This is a genomic window from Pantoea coffeiphila (genome assembly GCF_016909495.1).
Lineage (GTDB): Bacteria > Pseudomonadota > Gammaproteobacteria > Enterobacterales > Enterobacteriaceae > Erwinia > Erwinia coffeiphila.
The window spans coordinates 420,040-436,497 of record NZ_JAFBFW010000006.1; the positions used below are offsets into that span (position 1 = coordinate 420,040).

Consider the following 16,458-nt stretch of genomic DNA (forward strand, 5'->3'; position numbering starts at 1 on the left):
ACACCCAATTTTGTACCCGGCTTGCCGAGTTGCAGCCGCCCTTTTCAGTCAATAACGGTAAGGAATAACAAGATGAAACACAGAACGCTGGGAAAAACCGGCCAGAAGGTGTCGGAAATTGGTTTTGGTGCCTGGGCGATTGGCGGAACCTGGGGTGAAGTCAGCGTTGAGGACGCGGAAGAAGCGCTGAACGCCGCGCTGGACGCCGGGATCGACTTTATTGATACCGCCGATGTTTACGGCGACGGGCGTTCGGAAAAAATCATCGCCAGCGTGCTGAACCAGCGCGGCGGCAAACGCCCGTTTATCGCCACCAAGCTCGGCCGCCGGCTTTCTCCGCATCAGGCTTCCGGCTATACCGAAAAAAACCTCAACGAGTTTGTTGACCGTTCACGGGTTAATCTGCAAATGGATACGCTGGATCTGGTGCAGCTGCACTGCCCGCCGACGGAAATTTACTACACGCCGGAAGTTTTTATCGTGATGGATGAGATGATTGCCGCCGGGAAAATACGCAGCTATGGCGTATCGGTTGAAAAAGTCGAAGAGGGTCTGAAGGCGCTGGAATACCCAAACGTTGCCTCTATTCAGCTGATTTATAACATCTTCCGACAGCGCCCTGCCGAACTGCTGCTGCGGGAAGCGAAGCGACGTGACGTCGGCATCATCGCCCGCGTACCGCTGGCTTCCGGCTTATTGACCGGTAAAATGAACGCCGCCACCGCGTTTGCCGCCGACGATCACCGGGCATTTAACCGCAATGGTGAAGCCTTCGATAAAGGGGAAACGTTCTCCGGCGTGCCTTATGAGGTCGCGCTGGATGCCGTAGAGGACATCCGCCGTTTCATTACCGGTGACGTGACGATGGCGATGTTTGCCCTGCGCTGGATACTGATGAATGAAGATGTCACCGTGGTGATCCCAGGCTCTAAAAACAGAGCACAGTCACAGGCTAACGCCCAGGCCAGCGGCGTCGACCCGCTGTCAGCGGAAACCATGACCGCGCTGAAACAGCTCTACCAGGAAAAAATCGCACCGTGGGTGCATCAACGCTGGTAGCAGGGATTATCGAATCTCAGATTGGTGAAACGGGAGCATTGCGGCTCCCGTATTTTCACCTTCAGGCGTTAAACGGCGCATGCCCCAGCAGCATGTCATCAATGACCGCTAAAACACCCTCTTCATCGTTAGCCGGTGCCGCATAGCGCGCAGCCGCTTTTGCCGCCGGTGAACCATTCGCCATGGCAAAGCCAAATCCGGCATGCCTCAGCATTTCCAGGTCGTTGCCGCCGTCGCCAAACGCCAGCACTTCGTTATCCGCAACGCCGTAAATCTGCTGGATACGGCGGATGCCGTTCGCTTTATGATTGCCGGGGATAATCAGGTCAACGGAGCCGTGGCCGCTGGAGACCGGCGTGACGATATCCCCCACCTCTTCAGTAATCCGCGCCATCAGCGCGCTGACGTCATCCTCGACGTAGCTGAGCGCGAATTTAAACACGGTGTCGTCAATCTGGTCATAGCTGTCGATTTTCTCCAGCATATGATAGTAAACCCGCATCTCATTGAAGAACGCCTCCCCGGCGCTGGCCAGCATCCAGGCCCATTTCCGACCGCAGACCAGGAAGTTCACGCCCTCAATCCGACTTATCACTTCGATCACGCGTTTAACCTCAGGCTCCGGCAGGCTTCCGCAATAGATCTCCCGCTGCTTATCAACAATATAGGCACCGTTTTCCGCCACGTAGGCCAGCTCGGCATCAATATCGGCGAAGAAGCTTTTTAACTGGTAGTACTGATTGCCGCTGGCGACAACGAATTTGATATTTCGCTCTTTAAGCTGCTGGTACTGTTCGGCAAAACGCTGACGTGCATAATCCCCCTGACTGTTAAGGAAAGTTCCATCCATATCCACGGCCACAAGCTTAATCATTTTATCTCCCTGCAATTTAAAAAAAGCCGGTACGAAAGACCCGGCTGGCACGTTGCCACTCAGGTAATCGTTAATATTTCAGTTTCAGGGCGCCCAGCACGATAATCAGGAAGCTCAGTGCCACCAGCGAGAACGCCACATAAAGATTGGAAAGATGCGCCACCCAGCCAATCAGCGCCGGTCCGCCCAGCACGCCGAAGTAACCCAGTGTGGCCACCATCGCCACCGAACGGTTAACCGGCATCACTTTTTCCTGACCCGCCAGGGTAATCAGCACCGGGACAATATTCGCCGCGCCAATGCCGACCAGCGCGAAGCCAAACAGCGACATCGCCCAGCCGGCAGTCAATACCGTCAGCAGGTAACCAACGATACCCAGCACACCCCCGACTATCAGCACCCGCTTGCGGCCCAGCGCGGTGACCACCGCATCGCCGGTCAGGCGCATCAGAGACATAGCGATAGCAAACGCCGCGAAGCCCCAACCCGCATGCTCAACCGCCATGCCGCGCTCCTGGGTGATAAAAATACCGCTCCAGTCAAGGATGGCGCCTTCGGCCATAAAGCAAATCATCGCCATCACCGCCATCAGTACCAGGCGGAAATTAGGCCGCGCTTTACCGCCCTCAGACTGCTCCTCCTCCCCACCGGTCGGCAGCAGTGACGACAGGAAGCCCAGCGTCACCAGTACCACCAGCGCCACGGTGCAGAGCGCTGCCCCCAGCGGCGAGAAGCCGGACCCCAGCAGCAGCGCTCCACCGCCCGCCCCGGCAATTCCGCCAACGCTCCACAGGCAGTGGAAGCCCGACATCAACGGCTTATTTGCCGCCTGCTCCACCAGCGTACCCTGCACGTTCATCGCCACATCGGTCAGGCCGACACCCATGCCGAAAATCAACAGGCTCAGCGCCAGCAGACGGATATCGCTAAATACCGCCAGTAAAGGCAGCGTCAGGCAATACAGCAGCACCCCGGCGACGATCACCGCGCGGCAGCCCAGCCGCCCGATAATCCGCCCGGAAGCCAGCATCGCAATCAGCGAACCGCCCCCGAGGCACAGCAGCAGCAGACCCAGGTCCCCGGCTTCGGCCCCCGTACGCAGCTGCGCATAGGGAACCAGCGCCGCCCACAGACCCATTGCCATCCCGGTGACAAGAAATATTGCCCGCGTGGAGGCCCGACGTGCAGAGCTGTCCACCCCCACCAGCGTGTTTTGCATCGACATAATCAGAGGTTCCTTCGTTTGTGATTATACTTATTAAAAGTCTTTTAATAACTCGGTATTATTACGATGGCGAAAAAAATGTCAATCGAGGAACGGGAAATTATCGGAAAGAAATGCGGCGTTACTCCGCGTACAAACGATGGTAGTTGTACTGTTGCAGGGTGCGATCGGCAATGCCCTGCAGATAGTCCTGGCGAATTGAGTCACGGTAAATCAGTTCAGGCAGATGTTTTTCCGGAACGTACCGCAGGCAGATTTCTCTCATTTCCGGCAGATGGTCAGCGCGAATGTTATCCCCCGCCACCGCGACGGTACGCGGGTTAATCAGCGCCGTCAGCGAAACCAGGGTTTTGGCCATGCCTTCCACCAGCGGCGGTTCGCCTTCGACGTTAAACGGCAGATGCAGCACCTCACCGGCAAAATTACTGACGCCGGTCAGCACTTTGCCATCAATCACCATGCCGCAGCCGGGGTAGTGAACATCGGGTTTATAGAGATAGGCTACCGGTGCGCTGACGCCCGCACAGCTGCTGCGGTAAAAGCCCCATACCGTGTAGTTCAGATCGTTGCCCGCCTGGGTAAAGCAGCCGGTTTGCCGCGCGGTGCGCGCTGCAATCGGCAACCCGCTAAACAGCGAGATATCACAGTATCCCACCACATCGTCCACCACCACGCCGGGCAGCCCGATGCCGATGACCCGCACGCCGGGGTACTGCGCCAGCAGAGAGGTAATCAGGGTATCGAAGGTTTCCACCGTCTGCGGCAGAAACGGCATATCTCCCTGAGTCAGCAGATTGCCGGTGGCCGAACTGACCGCCCATACCAGTTCAGCACGGGCATTGCTTCCCGCCGCGTATAGGCTCAGGACGGAGAAAAAATCCGGGTTGCAGGCATAGCGTTGTGCCGGGCGACCACCGCGCGATGCTTCAAACTCCAGCGCCAGCACTTCACCGGTGAGGGTCAGCTCATTGAGTACCGCCCCGCAGGTAGCGCTGCTCAATCCGGTTTGCTGCGCCAGCTCACCCTTGGTTGCCGTGCCAAGGGATTTCAGCATGCCGATCACCAGCGCGATATTGCTCTTTTTCATTTCACGGGTGGTGCGGCTGAGCGGCGTATTCATTTTTTCTCTTCGGCTGTAGCGGGTAACGGCAGTAATTTAACACAGATGGCCGCGTTCCGGGCTGCGCTTCGCCCGGGGCGGGAGAATCTGCCCGGTATTTATCCAAACCGGGCGGGTGTATCAGGCTTTCACTGTTGTATAACGCTCGGCCAGCTTATCGAGGAAGGTGTACAGCACCTGGTTCATCGCCCGGTAGTCATGGGCGCGCAGCTCATCCGGTGTATTCACAAAACGAAATTCAGCCGCGCGGCTGAGATCGTTTTCAGAGTGGGCAATGAGCAATTCAACCACTTCGGGTGTCAGTTCCATATGGCACTGGAAGCCGAAGACGCGATCGGAATAGGCCACAATCTGTCGCGGGCACCCTTCGCTGTAGGCGATGATGCGCGCATCGGGCGTCAGGCCCGGCATATCGTTATGCCAGTGCCCGACTTCCAGCGTCTGGCCGAAATGTGAAAACAGCACATCATCCGCTGCGGCATCGGTCAGGAAGATGGGGAACTTGCCGATCTCTTTTTCCGGGCTGTGGGCAAACGGCGCACTCAGCGCTTCGCCAATCAGCTGCGAACCGAGGCAGATACCGATAACCGCTTTGCCCGCTTTGAAAGCCGACGCAATCAGCACCTGTTCACCTTTGGAATCAAAGTGCGGGCACGCTTCCGGTGTGGTTGCCGGGTCCTGCGGGCCGCCCATCACGATCAGAAAATCAATATCGGTGATGGCCTTCGGTAGCGGATCGCCGGCGTAGACCCGGGAAAAGGTCACATCATGGCCACGCTCTCTGGCCCAGGTTTCATAAGCGCCCGGGGCTTCAAAACTTTCATGTACGATGAAATGTACGCGCATTGCAGGTAACTCCGTTGATCGTTATACAGGCCCGTTTCAGGCCAGCTGAGGGATAAAGGTCTGGCGCGATGCAGAGAGGATCGCTGCCAGAGACTGCGCAATCTGTTCGGTTTCCGCCGGGTTAAGATCGGAGACGGTAATCCGCAAACCGCTACTGCTGCCGCCGAGCGCGAAGGAATCCCCGCCCCTGACCAGCCATCCGCGCTGGGCCAGCTGCATGACAATGGCCGATGTGTCACCGACAAGCGGAACCCAGATATTCAGTCCGTCATGCTGTGACGAAATAGTGACACCGTAACGTTTTAATGCCGTCACTAATCCTTCCCGCTGCTGCTGATAGCGCTGGCGCGCTTGCTCAATCGTCTGGCGGAACTGTGGTGACGTTATGGATGCACCGGCCAGGTCCTGAAGAATATGACTGACCCAGTTGGTGCCGGTATTAAGCCGCTGCCGCAGGCGGGCGGACGTCTCGCCATCGCTGGCGACAAAAGCCAGCCGCAAATCAGGCCCGAGAAATTTCGACGTCGAGCGGATCAGCACCCAGTTCTGCGTATTAACCGGAATAACATGATGATAATCCTGCGTGGAGAGCAGAGAAAAATGGTCGTCCACAATCACCAGCACCTGCGGGTAGCTTTCCAGCAGGCTACGGATCTGTGCGGCTCTGCCAGAACTTAAGCCGTAACCGGTAGGATTGTGCGCGCGCGGGGTAATAATGACCGCCTTCACGCCGGTTTCCAGCTGGCTCGCCAGCGCTTCCGGCTGCATTCCCTCAGTATCGACCGGCACCGGGCAAACCTGCAGACGGTTATGTTTTAGCGTGCTGATACTGCTGAGAAAGCAGGGATCTTCCACGGCCACCCGATCGCCGGCAATCAGCCAGGTTGCCAGCACGCGCTCTACCGCATCGACCGCACCACTGGTCAGATTCAGTTCGAAGCGGGTTGATAAGTCAGCCTGTAACCATTCACGCCCTGCCTCTTCCAGTTCAGGGCGAATAGTGGCTTCACCGTAAAGGCTTGGCGAACTGCGGATAAAGGTCACGAGGTCATGAAGTTTTGGCAGAACGTCGGGGGAAGGATTGCCGCTGGCAAGATCCTTTAAAGTCAGGCCGACGGTGCTCCCCTCCAGCTCAACGTCAGATACGGCGTCGCGAATAATGGTGCCGTTACGCCCCTGCGAGAGCGCAAACCCCGCATCGGTTAGCCGTTTATAAGCCAGTGCAACCGTATTGCGATTGACCCCCAGCTCGCTTGCCAGCTCCCGGACGGAAGGAAGCAGCATTCCCGGTGTCAGCTCGCGGGCATGTACCAGAGATCGAATGCTGTCGAAAATTTCACCTGCTGTTTTACCGTTTATCTTCATTGAACTGTGACAAAATTAAGTTTAGCCTAGGACAATGTTAATTCACTGCCGATGAGTTGTCTATCCGTTATGAAAACACACCAGAGTCCCCCTCTCGATCCGGCTGTCGCGGAGCACACGCAGCCGCGCCATGAGATGCATAACCGCTGGCCGCAGGCGGAAAGCGTTGAGGATTTCCGCCATAACCTGGCAGCGGTTCAGGCGCGGATCGACAGCGCCTGCCTGCGCGCCGGGCGCGATCCTTCCGAAGTACGGCTGCTGCCGGTCAGTAAAACCATGGATGAAGCCCACATTCGCCTGGCGCATCAGGCAGGCTGCACCCTGCTGGGCGAGAATAAAGTTCAGGAGGCGTGGGGAAAATCGCAGGCGATGGCCGACTTAACCGATCTCAGATGGTCGGTTATCGGTCATCTGCAAACCAATAAAGCGAAGCTGGTTGCCCGCTTTGCCAGTGAATTTCAGGCGCTGGACAGTCTGCATACCGCAGAGGCACTTGACCGCCGCCTGCAGGCGGAAGGCCGGGCACTGGATGTATTTATACAAGTGAATACCTCAAATGAACCGAGCAAATACGGACTGCATCCCGATGCTGCTGGCGAATTTATGCAGAAAATTCAGGGCCTGGATACCCTGCGCGTGCGCGGTCTGATGACTCTCGCCGAATTCAGTTCCAACGCCGCACGCGTGCGGGCCTGTTTTGTGCGGCTGCGAACGCTGCGGGATCGCCTCGGTGATGCACAGCAGCTGGCGCTGTCGATGGGTATGTCCGGGGATTTCGAAATCGCGATAGAAGAAGGCGCGACCGTTGTTCGGGTCGGACAGGCTATTTTCGGCGCGCGGTCACTGCCTGACGATCACTTCTGGCCAACGGAGAAATAATCTTATGATACCAGGCATCACTCCGGCCCAGCTGCAAAAGCGCCGCCCGGAAAAAAACGCGGATATTATCTCGATCCAGTCGCAGGTCATTTACGGCACCGTCGGCAACAGCATTGCCCAGCCTGTGCTGGAAAGCCACGGCTGGCAGGTTCTGGCCGTACCTACTTTTTTACTCAGCAATACGCCCGACTATCCCAGCTGCTTCGGCGGTGAGATTTCATCAGACTGGTTCCATGGTTTCCTTCAGGGGCTGCACGATCGCGGGCAGGATGCCCAGCTGCGCGCCATTATTACCGGTTACCTGGGCAGCACCGGCAAAGCCGGGGAAGTCAGCCGCTGGCTTCCTGATACGCTGCGGAGCAATCCGGATGCGATGGTGATTATCGATCCGGTTATGGGTGACGACGACTGCGGTTACTATGTCGATCCGGCGCTGCTGGAGTGGTATCGCGACAGTCTGGCACCGATGGCAACGGGCCTGACGCCCAACCGCTTTGAACTGGCCTGCCTGAGTGGAAAAACGCTGAAAAACGACGATGATGTAATCTCTGCGGCCCGAACGCTGCTAAACCAGCAAACTCAGTGGATCATCGTCACCAGTGCCGCACGCGGCGAAGCGGGGAAAACACTGCGTGTTATCTGCGTGACCGCAGAGGCCGTACATATCATCGAGCACGAGGCCTACGACGGTGCGCCTAAAGGCACCGGCGATATGTTTACCGCGCAGCTGACCGCCCTGCTGCTGAAGGGGTTACCGCTGTTCGACGCGGCAGAACTCGCCTGCCAGCTGACCCGCCGCAGCGTACTGGATTCGCTGAATGATGGAACAGGACTGCTGAATCCACGGCCGAATATGTCGATCGGTCCGGCGGGAAATGAGACTGACTGAAGCGGACAGGCAGTGATATTCTGACCGGCTGGCGATAGCCATCGTCGGCGCTAAAGACTCTCAGCCTTACCTTGGGCAAACACCCTGTCGGTCAGGAAATCAACCAGCGCACGTATCTTCGGCGATGCGTGCTTGCTGGCGGGCCAGAGGATATGGAACACCCCTCTGCGTTTATCGATATCGTCCAACAGGGTCACCAGCTGCCCTTCCGCAATCAGGTTGTTAATCGCAAACTCCGGCAGAAAAGCAATACCTAACCCCTTGAGGGCAAAGCACACCCGGGTTTCGATATTATTGCATACCATGGAAATCGGCAGGTTCATCTCCACTTCGCTGCCAAGCTCCCATTTTTCCAGCTTTCCGCTGTACGGGAAACGATAGTGCATGCAGCGGTGACGCAGCAGATCGCCGGGATTTTCCGGCGTGCCGTAGCGGGCAAGATAGGCGGGAGAGGCAACGATTTTCATGGTGAAATTACCCAGCTTTCTGGCCGACAAACGGGAATCCATCGGCTGCCCGGTGCGGATCACCGCATCAAACCCTTCCTCAATCACCTCCACCATTCTGTCACTGAAATCCAGATCCAGCTCGATGTCCGGGTAGCGTGCCATAAAATCGCCCAGCACCGGCAGCAGCAGCGGGCTGACCTGCGGCAGGCTGATGCGCAGGCGTCCCGCCGGTTTTCCCGCCACCTGCGACAGCTCAAGCTGCGCGGCCTCCATCTCACCGATAATGCGCCGGCTTCGCTCCAGAAACAGCGCCCCTTCAGCCGTCAGCGTCATGCTACGCGTGCTGCGATGGAACAGCCGGACGCCCAGCTTTTCCTCCAGCCGGGCAACGCTTTTGCTGACCGCCGAAGCAGAAAGCCCCAGCTGGCGACCCGCCGTCACGAAACTGCGGCTTTCCGCCACCTGCACAAACACCGTCACGCCGCTGAAGCTGTCCATTTTCACCTGCCGATTAACGAAATTTATTCACGGGTTTACTGAACTATACCCCACTTTTTCTTTAATACGTCACTGATTAAGGTAGTCGGACATTCACTGTTTTAAGGAATTCCAGATGAGCAACAGCCTTATTCCGCCGGTTTCGGCATCGCTTTCAGATCGCGTTGGCGCGGTCATTCAACAGGCCCTGGACCAGCAGAGACTGGTGGGTGCGGTTGTGCTGATTGCCCGACATGGCCACATTATTTACCGCCAGGCCGCCGGACTGGCCGACCGGGAAAACAACCGCGCCATGGCCCCGGGAACGCTATTCCGCCTGGCCTCGGTCAGCAAGCCGATTGTTTCCGCCGCCGCGCTGGTGCTGGTTGCGCGTGGCCAGCTCGATCTGGACAGCCCGGTCAACCGCCGGCTGCCGGAGTTTACCCCAACGCTGGCAGACGGCAGCCCTGCGACCATCACCGCCCGCCAGCTGCTGAGCCACACCGCCGGTCTGGGCTATCGCTTTTTTGAAAGCGATGAACAGGGTCCTTATGCGACGGCGGGCGTTTCCGACGGCATGGATTCTTCTGATATATCGCTGGACGAAAACCTGCGGCGCATTGCCCGCGTGCCGTTGCAGTTTGCACCGGGCAGCAGCTGGGCGTACTCACTGGCGACCGATGTTCTGGGCGCGCTGGTCGCTCGCGTCCACGGAACCACGCTGAATACGGCAGTTAGCGAGCTGATTACCGAACCACTGGCGATGCGTGACACGGCTTTTTACAGTACGGAACCACAGCGCGTCGCGTGCGCCTACGTCAATGATCGGCCCCAACCGCATCTGCTGCAGGAAGGTGAAATCGTACCGCCGTTCCCCGACGTGGTTGGCATTAATTACAGCCCGGCACGCATTTTCAATGCCGATGCTTTCCCTTCAGCGGGTGCAGGAATGGTCGGATCGGCAGATGATTTTCTGCGCCTGCTGGAAGCGCTGCGCGATGGAGAAACGCTGCTGCCGCGTACGCTGGTTGATGAAATGTCCCGCGACTGGACGCACGGGCTGGAGCGGGAAGATGCGCCCGGCATCGGTTTTGGCCTCGGTTTCTCGGTGCTGCGTGACCCCGAACTTGCCGCCTCGCCGGAGTCACCGGGTACCTGGCGCTGGGGGGGAGCCTACGGCCATTCGTGGTTCGTCGATCCGCAGCAGGGCCTGAGCGTGATTGCCTTTACCAATACGCTGGGCGAAGGGATGTCCGGGCAGTTCGTCAACGATCTGCGCGATGCGGTTTATGGTGTTTCCGCTACCGGCCGGGAGGCAGCATGAGCAGCGAGATCACCGCGTATATCGAACGCGATCGGCTGCCGGTTTCCGCCCTGCTCGCCCTGGCGCTGGCCGGATTCATCACCATTCTGACCGAGGCGTTACCGGCCGGACTGTTGCCTGAGATCGGCAGCAGCCTGTCCGTTTCCACCGCCAGCGCAGGCCAGCTGGTGACGCTGTATGCACTGGGATCGCTGCTGGCGGCGATTCCGCTGACGGTCGCTACCCAAAGCCTGCGCCGCAGGCCGCTACTGCTGACGGCGGTGTCCGGTTTTATTGTCGCCAATACGGTAACGGCGCTGTCCGGCGATTATCTGCTGACCCTGGCCGCAAGATTTCTGGCCGGTGTTTCCGCCGGATTACTGTGGGCGCTGATTGCTGGTTATGCCGCCAGAATGGTCAAGCCGTCGCTGAAAGGACGCGCGATCTCGCTGGCGATGGTCGGTACTCCGCTGGCGTTGTCTATCGGTATTCCACTGGGTACGTTTATCAGTGGAATTATCGGCTGGCGCAGCTGTTTTATGGCGATTTCCGCACTCAGCGTGCTGCTGATGCTGTGGATTGCGGTCAGCGTACCCGATTTTGCGGCCCAGCCCGCCGCAAAAAGGCTGCCGCTGTCCGGCGTACTTCGGCTGCCCGGAGTGCGTTCGGTGCTGGCGGCCACGCTGATTTTCGTGCTGGCGCATAACATTCTTTATACCTATATCGCCCCGTTTTTACAGGCGGTACGGATGGCAGATCGCATCAGCACCGTGCTGCTGGTGTTCGGCGTTGCATCCCTGCTGGGGATCTGGCTGGTTGGCATTACCATCGACCGCTGGCTGCGGGCGGGCGCGCTACTGTCAACGCTGCTGTTCGCGCTGGCGATGGTGCTTTTGCAGTGGGGAGGCGGCAGCCCGGCGGTGATATATTCGGCGGTCGTGCTGTGGGGGCTGGCATTTGGCGGCGCACCTTCACTGTTCCAGACGGCGCTGGCGAAAACCGCCGATGACTCGGCCGACGTAGCGCAGTCGATGCTGGTCACCGCATGGAATATCGCGATTGCGGGAGGCGGCGCGGCGGGCGCGGCGATTTTGACCGGGTTCGGCCCGGGTCTGTTTGCCCCCACGTTACTGGCCCTGCTGGCACTCACCTGGGGGACGATCTGGCGGGCAAAACGCCACGGATTCAGGGCGTAACGAGTGGATTAAGGCTCCATAAATAGCAGCGCGCGCTCGCTGAGATGCAGCTTTTCCCCCTGATAGCGGTGAGTCAGCGCATGATAAGACGGCGCGGCAATAATGGTCTTGATACTGTCGGACAGCGCATTTAACGCCTGCTGCATCTGTGGCAGGTAGTTATGCGTATCGTAAACGCGGTCGATCCCTTCCAGCGCGTGGTTCATGATCTTACGCGCCACATCGTTTGGCGTATCCAGCGCCGCCAGCCGGGATCGCGCGGTACGGCGCAGGTCGCGGGTGGTAAACGGCTCCAGGCCCAGCCCGCGATCGGCACGGATCATTCGTCGCAGCGCCTGAGTAATGGCTCCCTTAGATAAAGGACGTGACACTGTCACCGGTGACGGCACCAGCCAGGGGGAATCCTCCGGGCTGGCCCGCAAGAGTGCATCGATGCAGGTGCGCATCATTGGGGTGATCGGCAGAATATGCTCGCGCTGCGACTTATTTCGATCGCCCTGCCGCCAGATGCCGGACTCCAGATTAAACTCCTGCTTGCGCGCCTGCACCACCTCATCCGGCCGTCGCGCCGACAGCAGGCACAGCCTGAGTGCCCAGCGGCACTGCTCGGAAAGCTCCCACTCATCAAGCCCGTGCCAGAACACCCACACTTCCGCATCGCTTAATGTACGGGTTCCCGGCGGCGTGCTTCTTCCGGCAATATCGCGCTTTTTCATTGCACTTAGCGGTGAATGGTCGAGATATCCCTGAATTTCCGCCCAGCTGAGAAACTGCTTACAGAGGGAAAAAACGCGCCGCGCTTCCTCTTTTTTACCGTCGGCAATCAGGATATTAAACAGCCGGTTGAGCTGCAGGCGGGTCACCCCGCTCAGAGATCGATGGCCAATAACCGGCAGTACGTGCTTCAGCAAAGACGAAACGGCGATTTCCGGACGACGGCGGGTTTGCAGCAGTGAAAGGCGAACCCACAGTTTCATCACCTGCTGCACGCTGCCCTCATCTTCGCCGGACTCCAGCTGGATCAGCGAGGCGTTTTGTACCTCGTTCAGCCAGATCAAAACGTGGCGGCCAACGTGAGGCGAATGCAAAAGCGGTGTTTTCTGTTTTTCAGCCATACGCGGTTCCGGCGATATTTCCCAACAACGATCGGCTTATCCGGCAACGATCGCAGTTAATGATGTTCATTCCAGCCCGTTATCTTCTCTTACGCAGAGGGATAGATCGGTGATTTCAAAGCATATTTTACCTCGTAGCGCAGTATGACTCCAGACTTAATAGGTCTGGAGTCACAAAAATAACGCAGAACGAAATCTGATGAGGATGACGGGTCAATCCTCAGGCCAGTTCAATCAGCATTACGGCGGTGGTATTGGCTTCCAGAGCGTCAAAAATGTGAGGGCAGTCGGCAGAATAGCTGATGTAATCGCCCGCGCTGAGTTCAACCCACTGCTCCGCAGGACCGATCCGTGCGCGGCCGCTGCAAAGGATCACATGTTCCAGCGTCCCCGGCTGATGCGATTCCGACAGGCGCGGCTCGCCGGGCTGCACGCTGAGGCGATAGATGTCGCGCTGCGCCCCGACCGGGCATGCGGCCAGCAGCGTTGCAACATAGTTCGCCTGACCGGAAACCAGCGGCGTGCCTTCTCCGGCGCGGATCACCTGTACCTGCTGACGCGGCTGGGCGATCAGCCGGCTGACGGGAACATCCAGTGCCATCGCCAGCGACCACAGCGTTTCCAGGCCCGGATTTCCCAGACCGCTTTCCAGCTGCGAAAGCGTGGACTTTGCAATTCCCGCCCGTTTCGCCAGTTCGGTAACGGTGATACCGGCTTTTTCTCTTTCCCGCCGCAGCGCCTGTGCCAGCAGAGCAATCGGGGAATGGTTAAGGTTTGAAATCACTTCAGACACGGCTTTGTTTCCTATATCGGTCGTTTGTTCATCTTGACGAACAGACACACTATGTTCATCATAATAGTCATCTGTTCATTTTATCGTATTCACTCCGTTTGCACAGCATGCGGAGAAAAAAAGGAAAACAAATGACGTCGGCACGCGGAACAATTGAGATGACCCTGGCAATGGCCATTGCCGGAACAACCGGATGGATGGTGATACTTTCCGGGCAGGATGCGATCGCCGCCGTTTTCTGGCGCTGTCTGTTTGGCGCGGCGGCGATGCTGATCGTCTGTATCGTGGGTGGGCAACTTCGCCGCGGTGCAATGACCTTACCTCAATTTTTTCTGGCGCTGGCCGGAGGCGTGGCGTTGGTTATGAACTGGGTTCTGCTGTTCGCCGCCTATTCGGATGCGTCGATCGGCATTGCGACCGTGACCTATCACACTCAGCCGTTTATGCTGACCGCACTCAGCGCCCTGCTGTTTGCAGAAAAAATTACCCTGACCAGAGCGGGCTGGCTGCTGCTGGCTTTTGTCGGTTTGCTGATGATCGTTGCCGGTGGTGAAAACAGTCAGGGCGTCGGCGATCATTATCTGCGCGGAATACTTTTGGCTCTGGGTGGCGCATTTTGTTACGCCGGAGTGGCAATCACCGCACGCTATCTGAAACAGGTCGCGCCTCAGCTGCTGGTTCTGATCCAGCTGACGCTCGGCGCACTACTGCTGCTACCGTTAGCCCGGTTGAACGTTAGCGAATATCAAATGAACACATGGCTGGTTCTGATCGCGCTGGGTGCAGTCCATACCGGATTGATGTCGACACTGCTCTATTCAGCCATCGGCAAACTGCCCGGAAATCTGGTGGCTGCGCTCTCATTCTTATACCCGGTCATCGCCGTCGTCGTTGACTGGGCTGTGTTTGGTCACCGGCTCGGCCTTTGGCAATTTTTCGGCGGGCTGGCGATCCTGCTGGCCGCGGCGGCCAGCCATTTCAACTGGACGCCGGAAAAAATCTCACTGATGGCGAATACGGCTAAAGCCAAACGCCAGCGAGGTCAGGGCCAGCAAAACCGTCAGCACTAAAACGATCGCAGACAGCGCCGCCGAGGGTAACCGGCCCGTCATCGCCATCCCGGCGATCGAAGGCAGCAGTCCCCCTGCCAGATAACCGACGGTCTGCACCCATCCCGACAGTCTGACCGCCGAGGCGGCATCCGGGCTGATCGCAACCGGAAGATGCAGCGCCAGCGGAAAACAAAGTCCGATGGCGATCCCCATCAGCAACACGGGAACGACAACTGGCACTCCGACGGCGTAAAGTGCTGCCGCCATCATCGTTGCGATAGCGGCAGCCAGCATAGTGAAATATTCCCGACCGGAAAAAAGACGAACGAACAGTGGATAAAAAAGACTGACCAGCGTTGAAAACACAATCAGCAGCGTAGTCAGTGAATCGGCAGTGGATGCACTGTACCCATCATACCGCAGCCACGTGGGTAGCCAGGCGATCAGGGTGTAATTGATCCCCGCCTGCAAAGCAAAAAATAATGACAGGCCGGCGGCGAGCCAGAACATTGATTGCCCTTTGTTGACTGCCTGCTGCTGTTCGCGTTGTACAGGAAGTGAAAATAAACTCCAGCAGATCAAGGCCAGCAGCGTCGGCAATGCCCAGAAAGCCAACCCGCCGCCCGGGTGCCCGCTGATATCTGCTAACGACGCCGTGCTCAAGGTTGCCGCCCCCGCTCCGGCACCCATTGATGCGGCATACACACTCACGGCCAGTCGGCCACGATCGGCACAGCGGAGTTTGATAAAACCGGAAATCATCGGCCGGATCAGCGCATCACCCACGCCTACCAGCACCGCGGTCAACAACAGTAAGCCAAACCAGCTATCGAACCAGCGTAGTAGTTCACCGAAAAATACCAGCACCAGTCCGATCATCAGCGTTTGTTTCAGACCAACTCTTTTTTCCAGCAGAAACGCCAGCGGAGAAATAACCCCCATACAGACCACCGGGATACTGGTTAGCAAGCCAATCCCCGTGGCACCGACGTCATAAAACTGCCGTTGCAGCGTTTCGGCTAGCGGTGCAATAGAGGATATCCCGGGGCGTAAACAAAACCCGGCAAGGATTAAGAGAAATAAAACGGGAAATTTCAGAGAGATTTTCATTAACGTTAACCCGGGCACTGCATGTTGAGATGGAATGCAGAACAACACACAGCGCCGCTTAAGATAAAAAGTGGAGTCTGTGCGTTGAATGACGTTAACGCGTACGAATGTATCGACAATGAAAGTAGCATAACCCCGGCCTGGTGAAAACCCCTGTTCACCGGGGCTGAAGAGGGCACCGTTAGCCGCATGCTTTACAGTATGTTGTAACTATAATCGCCACCGATAATAATCCCGTCGCATCAAAACTGATATCAGGATCTATTAGGCAAAAAGGGCCACGCAGGGGTGAGTCCGCGGTCAATACTGTTGTCCTGTTTATCGATAATAACGAAACCGTATCGATAACTGTTTAATCTGCAATTGCGTTACGCCCGGATAAATCGCTTCGTCAGGTACAGCATTTTATTAAAATGCACAAAAGTGTGGAAGACATCAGATTTCTTCTCAGAACTTTGGTTGATAAATGGATTTTTTACAAATTTTGTAAAATCTCGGGTGACAGGGTAACGCGAATAGTTTATTAATGCGGTCGTTAATGTGATGACGGCAACGGCAGAGCACAAGCAATCTGAGGCATAGTGGATTATAAATTCCCACCTGTTTATCCAGCGTTGATTATGATATCCGCCTGCCTGCGGGGTAAAGTTTCATCAGATAATGATGAGTCACCAAAGAAAGTGTTAAGATTTATCCCATATGTTGT

General features: G+C 57.3%; 15 protein-coding genes. 6 read left to right on the top strand and 9 right to left on the bottom strand.

Translation table 11 applies throughout. The features are described from left to right. The first annotated feature begins 72 nt into the window (after window positions 1–72). The gene (locus tag JOE09_RS20680; RefSeq protein ID WP_205067101.1) at window positions 73–1,059 is read left to right on the top strand and encodes an aldo/keto reductase; all 987 of its coding nucleotides are present in this window, start codon (window positions 73–75) and stop codon (window positions 1,057–1,059) included. 61 nt (window positions 1,060–1,120) lie between these two features. Here JOE09_RS20680 and JOE09_RS20685 read toward each other — a convergent pair whose 3' ends face one another. The 5 genes from JOE09_RS20685 to ptsJ form a co-directional block, all read right to left on the bottom strand. Next, a complete protein-coding gene (locus JOE09_RS20685; protein ID WP_205067102.1) occupies window positions 1,121–1,933 on the bottom strand; it encodes a Cof-type HAD-IIB family hydrolase in 813 nt (270 codons plus the stop codon). 70 nt (window positions 1,934–2,003) lie between these two features. Next, window positions 2,004–3,158 (bottom strand): MFS transporter, encoded by a 1,155-nt coding sequence (locus tag JOE09_RS20690; protein ID WP_205067103.1) that lies wholly within the window; start codon window positions 3,156–3,158, stop codon window positions 2,004–2,006. Between the two features lie 121 nt (window positions 3,159–3,279). Then, entirely contained in the window at window positions 3,280–4,278 is a 999-nt protein-coding gene (locus JOE09_RS20695; protein ID WP_205067104.1) for an ROK family protein, read from the bottom strand. Between the two features lie 120 nt (window positions 4,279–4,398). Continuing rightward, window positions 4,399–5,124 (bottom strand): type 1 glutamine amidotransferase, encoded by a 726-nt coding sequence (locus JOE09_RS20700; protein ID WP_205067105.1) that lies wholly within the window; start codon window positions 5,122–5,124, stop codon window positions 4,399–4,401. Window positions 5,125–5,160: 36 nt separating this feature from the next. Beyond that, on the bottom strand, window positions 5,161–6,489 hold the full coding sequence (gene ptsJ / locus JOE09_RS20705) for a MocR-like B6 salvage transcription factor PtsJ (protein ID WP_205067106.1): 1,329 nt from the start codon (window positions 6,487–6,489) through the stop codon (window positions 5,161–5,163). Window positions 6,490–6,558: 69 nt separating this feature from the next. Here ptsJ and JOE09_RS20710 point away from each other — a divergent pair, with 69 nt between their 5' ends. Both JOE09_RS20710 and JOE09_RS20715 read left to right on the top strand, forming a co-directional pair. Then, on the top strand, window positions 6,559–7,368 hold the full coding sequence (locus JOE09_RS20710) for a YggS family pyridoxal phosphate-dependent enzyme (protein WP_239553205.1): 810 nt from the start codon (window positions 6,559–6,561) through the stop codon (window positions 7,366–7,368). Window positions 7,369–7,372: 4 nt separating this feature from the next. Then, on the top strand, window positions 7,373–8,257 hold the full coding sequence (locus JOE09_RS20715) for a PfkB family carbohydrate kinase (protein WP_205067107.1): 885 nt from the start codon (window positions 7,373–7,375) through the stop codon (window positions 8,255–8,257). A gap of 50 nt (window positions 8,258–8,307) precedes the next feature. Here JOE09_RS20715 and JOE09_RS20720 read toward each other — a convergent pair whose 3' ends face one another. Next, window positions 8,308–9,204 (bottom strand): LysR family transcriptional regulator, encoded by an 897-nt coding sequence (locus tag JOE09_RS20720; protein WP_205067108.1) that lies wholly within the window; start codon window positions 9,202–9,204, stop codon window positions 8,308–8,310. Window positions 9,205–9,319: 115 nt separating this feature from the next. Between JOE09_RS20720 and JOE09_RS20725 the strand changes: the two genes are divergently transcribed. Both JOE09_RS20725 and JOE09_RS20730 read left to right on the top strand, forming a co-directional pair. Then, window positions 9,320–10,507, top strand: coding sequence for a serine hydrolase domain-containing protein (locus tag JOE09_RS20725; RefSeq protein ID WP_205067109.1), 1,188 nt, complete (start codon window positions 9,320–9,322; stop codon window positions 10,505–10,507). Beyond that, window positions 10,504–11,682: an MFS transporter gene (locus JOE09_RS20730; RefSeq protein WP_205067110.1), complete on the top strand. Its 1,179-nt coding sequence runs from the start codon at window positions 10,504–10,506 to the stop codon at window positions 11,680–11,682. Before JOE09_RS20725 ends, JOE09_RS20730 begins: the two co-directional genes overlap by 4 nt. Window positions 11,683–11,690: 8 nt before the next feature. Here JOE09_RS20730 and JOE09_RS20735 read toward each other — a convergent pair whose 3' ends face one another. After that, window positions 11,691–12,797, bottom strand: a complete 1,107-nt coding sequence (locus tag JOE09_RS20735) for a tyrosine-type recombinase/integrase (RefSeq protein WP_200559295.1) — start codon at window positions 12,795–12,797, stop codon at window positions 11,691–11,693. A gap of 220 nt (window positions 12,798–13,017) precedes the next feature. After that, window positions 13,018–13,581, bottom strand: coding sequence for a helix-turn-helix domain-containing protein (locus JOE09_RS20740; protein ID WP_420830689.1), 564 nt, complete (start codon window positions 13,579–13,581; stop codon window positions 13,018–13,020). Between the two features lie 140 nt (window positions 13,582–13,721). On the opposite strand from JOE09_RS20740, the gene JOE09_RS20745 reads away from it, so the two are divergent. Further along, the gene (locus JOE09_RS20745; protein ID WP_205067112.1) at window positions 13,722–14,660 is read left to right on the top strand and encodes a DMT family transporter; all 939 of its coding nucleotides are present in this window, start codon (window positions 13,722–13,724) and stop codon (window positions 14,658–14,660) included. Here the strand turns inward: JOE09_RS20745 and JOE09_RS20750 are convergent. After that, window positions 14,592–15,752 carry an MFS transporter gene (locus JOE09_RS20750; protein WP_205067113.1) on the bottom strand — a complete coding sequence of 387 codons (1,161 nt, stop codon included), beginning with the start codon at window positions 15,750–15,752 and terminating at the stop codon, window positions 14,592–14,594. The two genes, JOE09_RS20745 and JOE09_RS20750, sit on opposite strands and share 69 nt — an antisense overlap. Window positions 15,753–16,458 lie beyond the last annotated feature (706 nt).

Coding starts and splice junctions, on each gene's coding strand:
- JOE09_RS20680 (WP_205067101.1), top strand. CDS start 73: ATGAAACACAGAACGCTGGGAAAAACCGGCCAGAAGGTGTCGGAAATT.
- JOE09_RS20685 (WP_205067102.1), bottom strand. CDS start 1,933: ATGATTAAGCTTGTGGCCGTGGATATGGATGGAACTTTCCTTAACAGT.
- JOE09_RS20690 (WP_205067103.1), bottom strand. CDS start 3,158: ATGTCGATGCAAAACACGCTGGTGGGGGTGGACAGCTCTGCACGTCGG.
- JOE09_RS20695 (WP_205067104.1), bottom strand. CDS start 4,278: ATGAATACGCCGCTCAGCCGCACCACCCGTGAAATGAAAAAGAGCAAT.
- JOE09_RS20700 (WP_205067105.1), bottom strand. CDS start 5,124: ATGCGCGTACATTTCATCGTACATGAAAGTTTTGAAGCCCCGGGCGCT.
- ptsJ (WP_205067106.1), bottom strand. CDS start 6,489: ATGAAGATAAACGGTAAAACAGCAGGTGAAATTTTCGACAGCATTCGA.
- JOE09_RS20710 (WP_239553205.1), top strand. CDS start 6,559: ATGAAAACACACCAGAGTCCCCCTCTCGATCCGGCTGTCGCGGAGCAC.
- JOE09_RS20715 (WP_205067107.1), top strand. CDS start 7,373: ATGATACCAGGCATCACTCCGGCCCAGCTGCAAAAGCGCCGCCCGGAA.
- JOE09_RS20720 (WP_205067108.1), bottom strand. CDS start 9,204: ATGGACAGCTTCAGCGGCGTGACGGTGTTTGTGCAGGTGGCGGAAAGC.
- JOE09_RS20725 (WP_205067109.1), top strand. CDS start 9,320: ATGAGCAACAGCCTTATTCCGCCGGTTTCGGCATCGCTTTCAGATCGC.
- JOE09_RS20730 (WP_205067110.1), top strand. CDS start 10,504: ATGAGCAGCGAGATCACCGCGTATATCGAACGCGATCGGCTGCCGGTT.
- JOE09_RS20735 (WP_200559295.1), bottom strand. CDS start 12,797: ATGGCTGAAAAACAGAAAACACCGCTTTTGCATTCGCCTCACGTTGGC.
- JOE09_RS20745 (WP_205067112.1), top strand. CDS start 13,722: ATGACGTCGGCACGCGGAACAATTGAGATGACCCTGGCAATGGCCATT.
- JOE09_RS20750 (WP_205067113.1), bottom strand. CDS start 15,752: ATGAAAATCTCTCTGAAATTTCCCGTTTTATTTCTCTTAATCCTTGCC.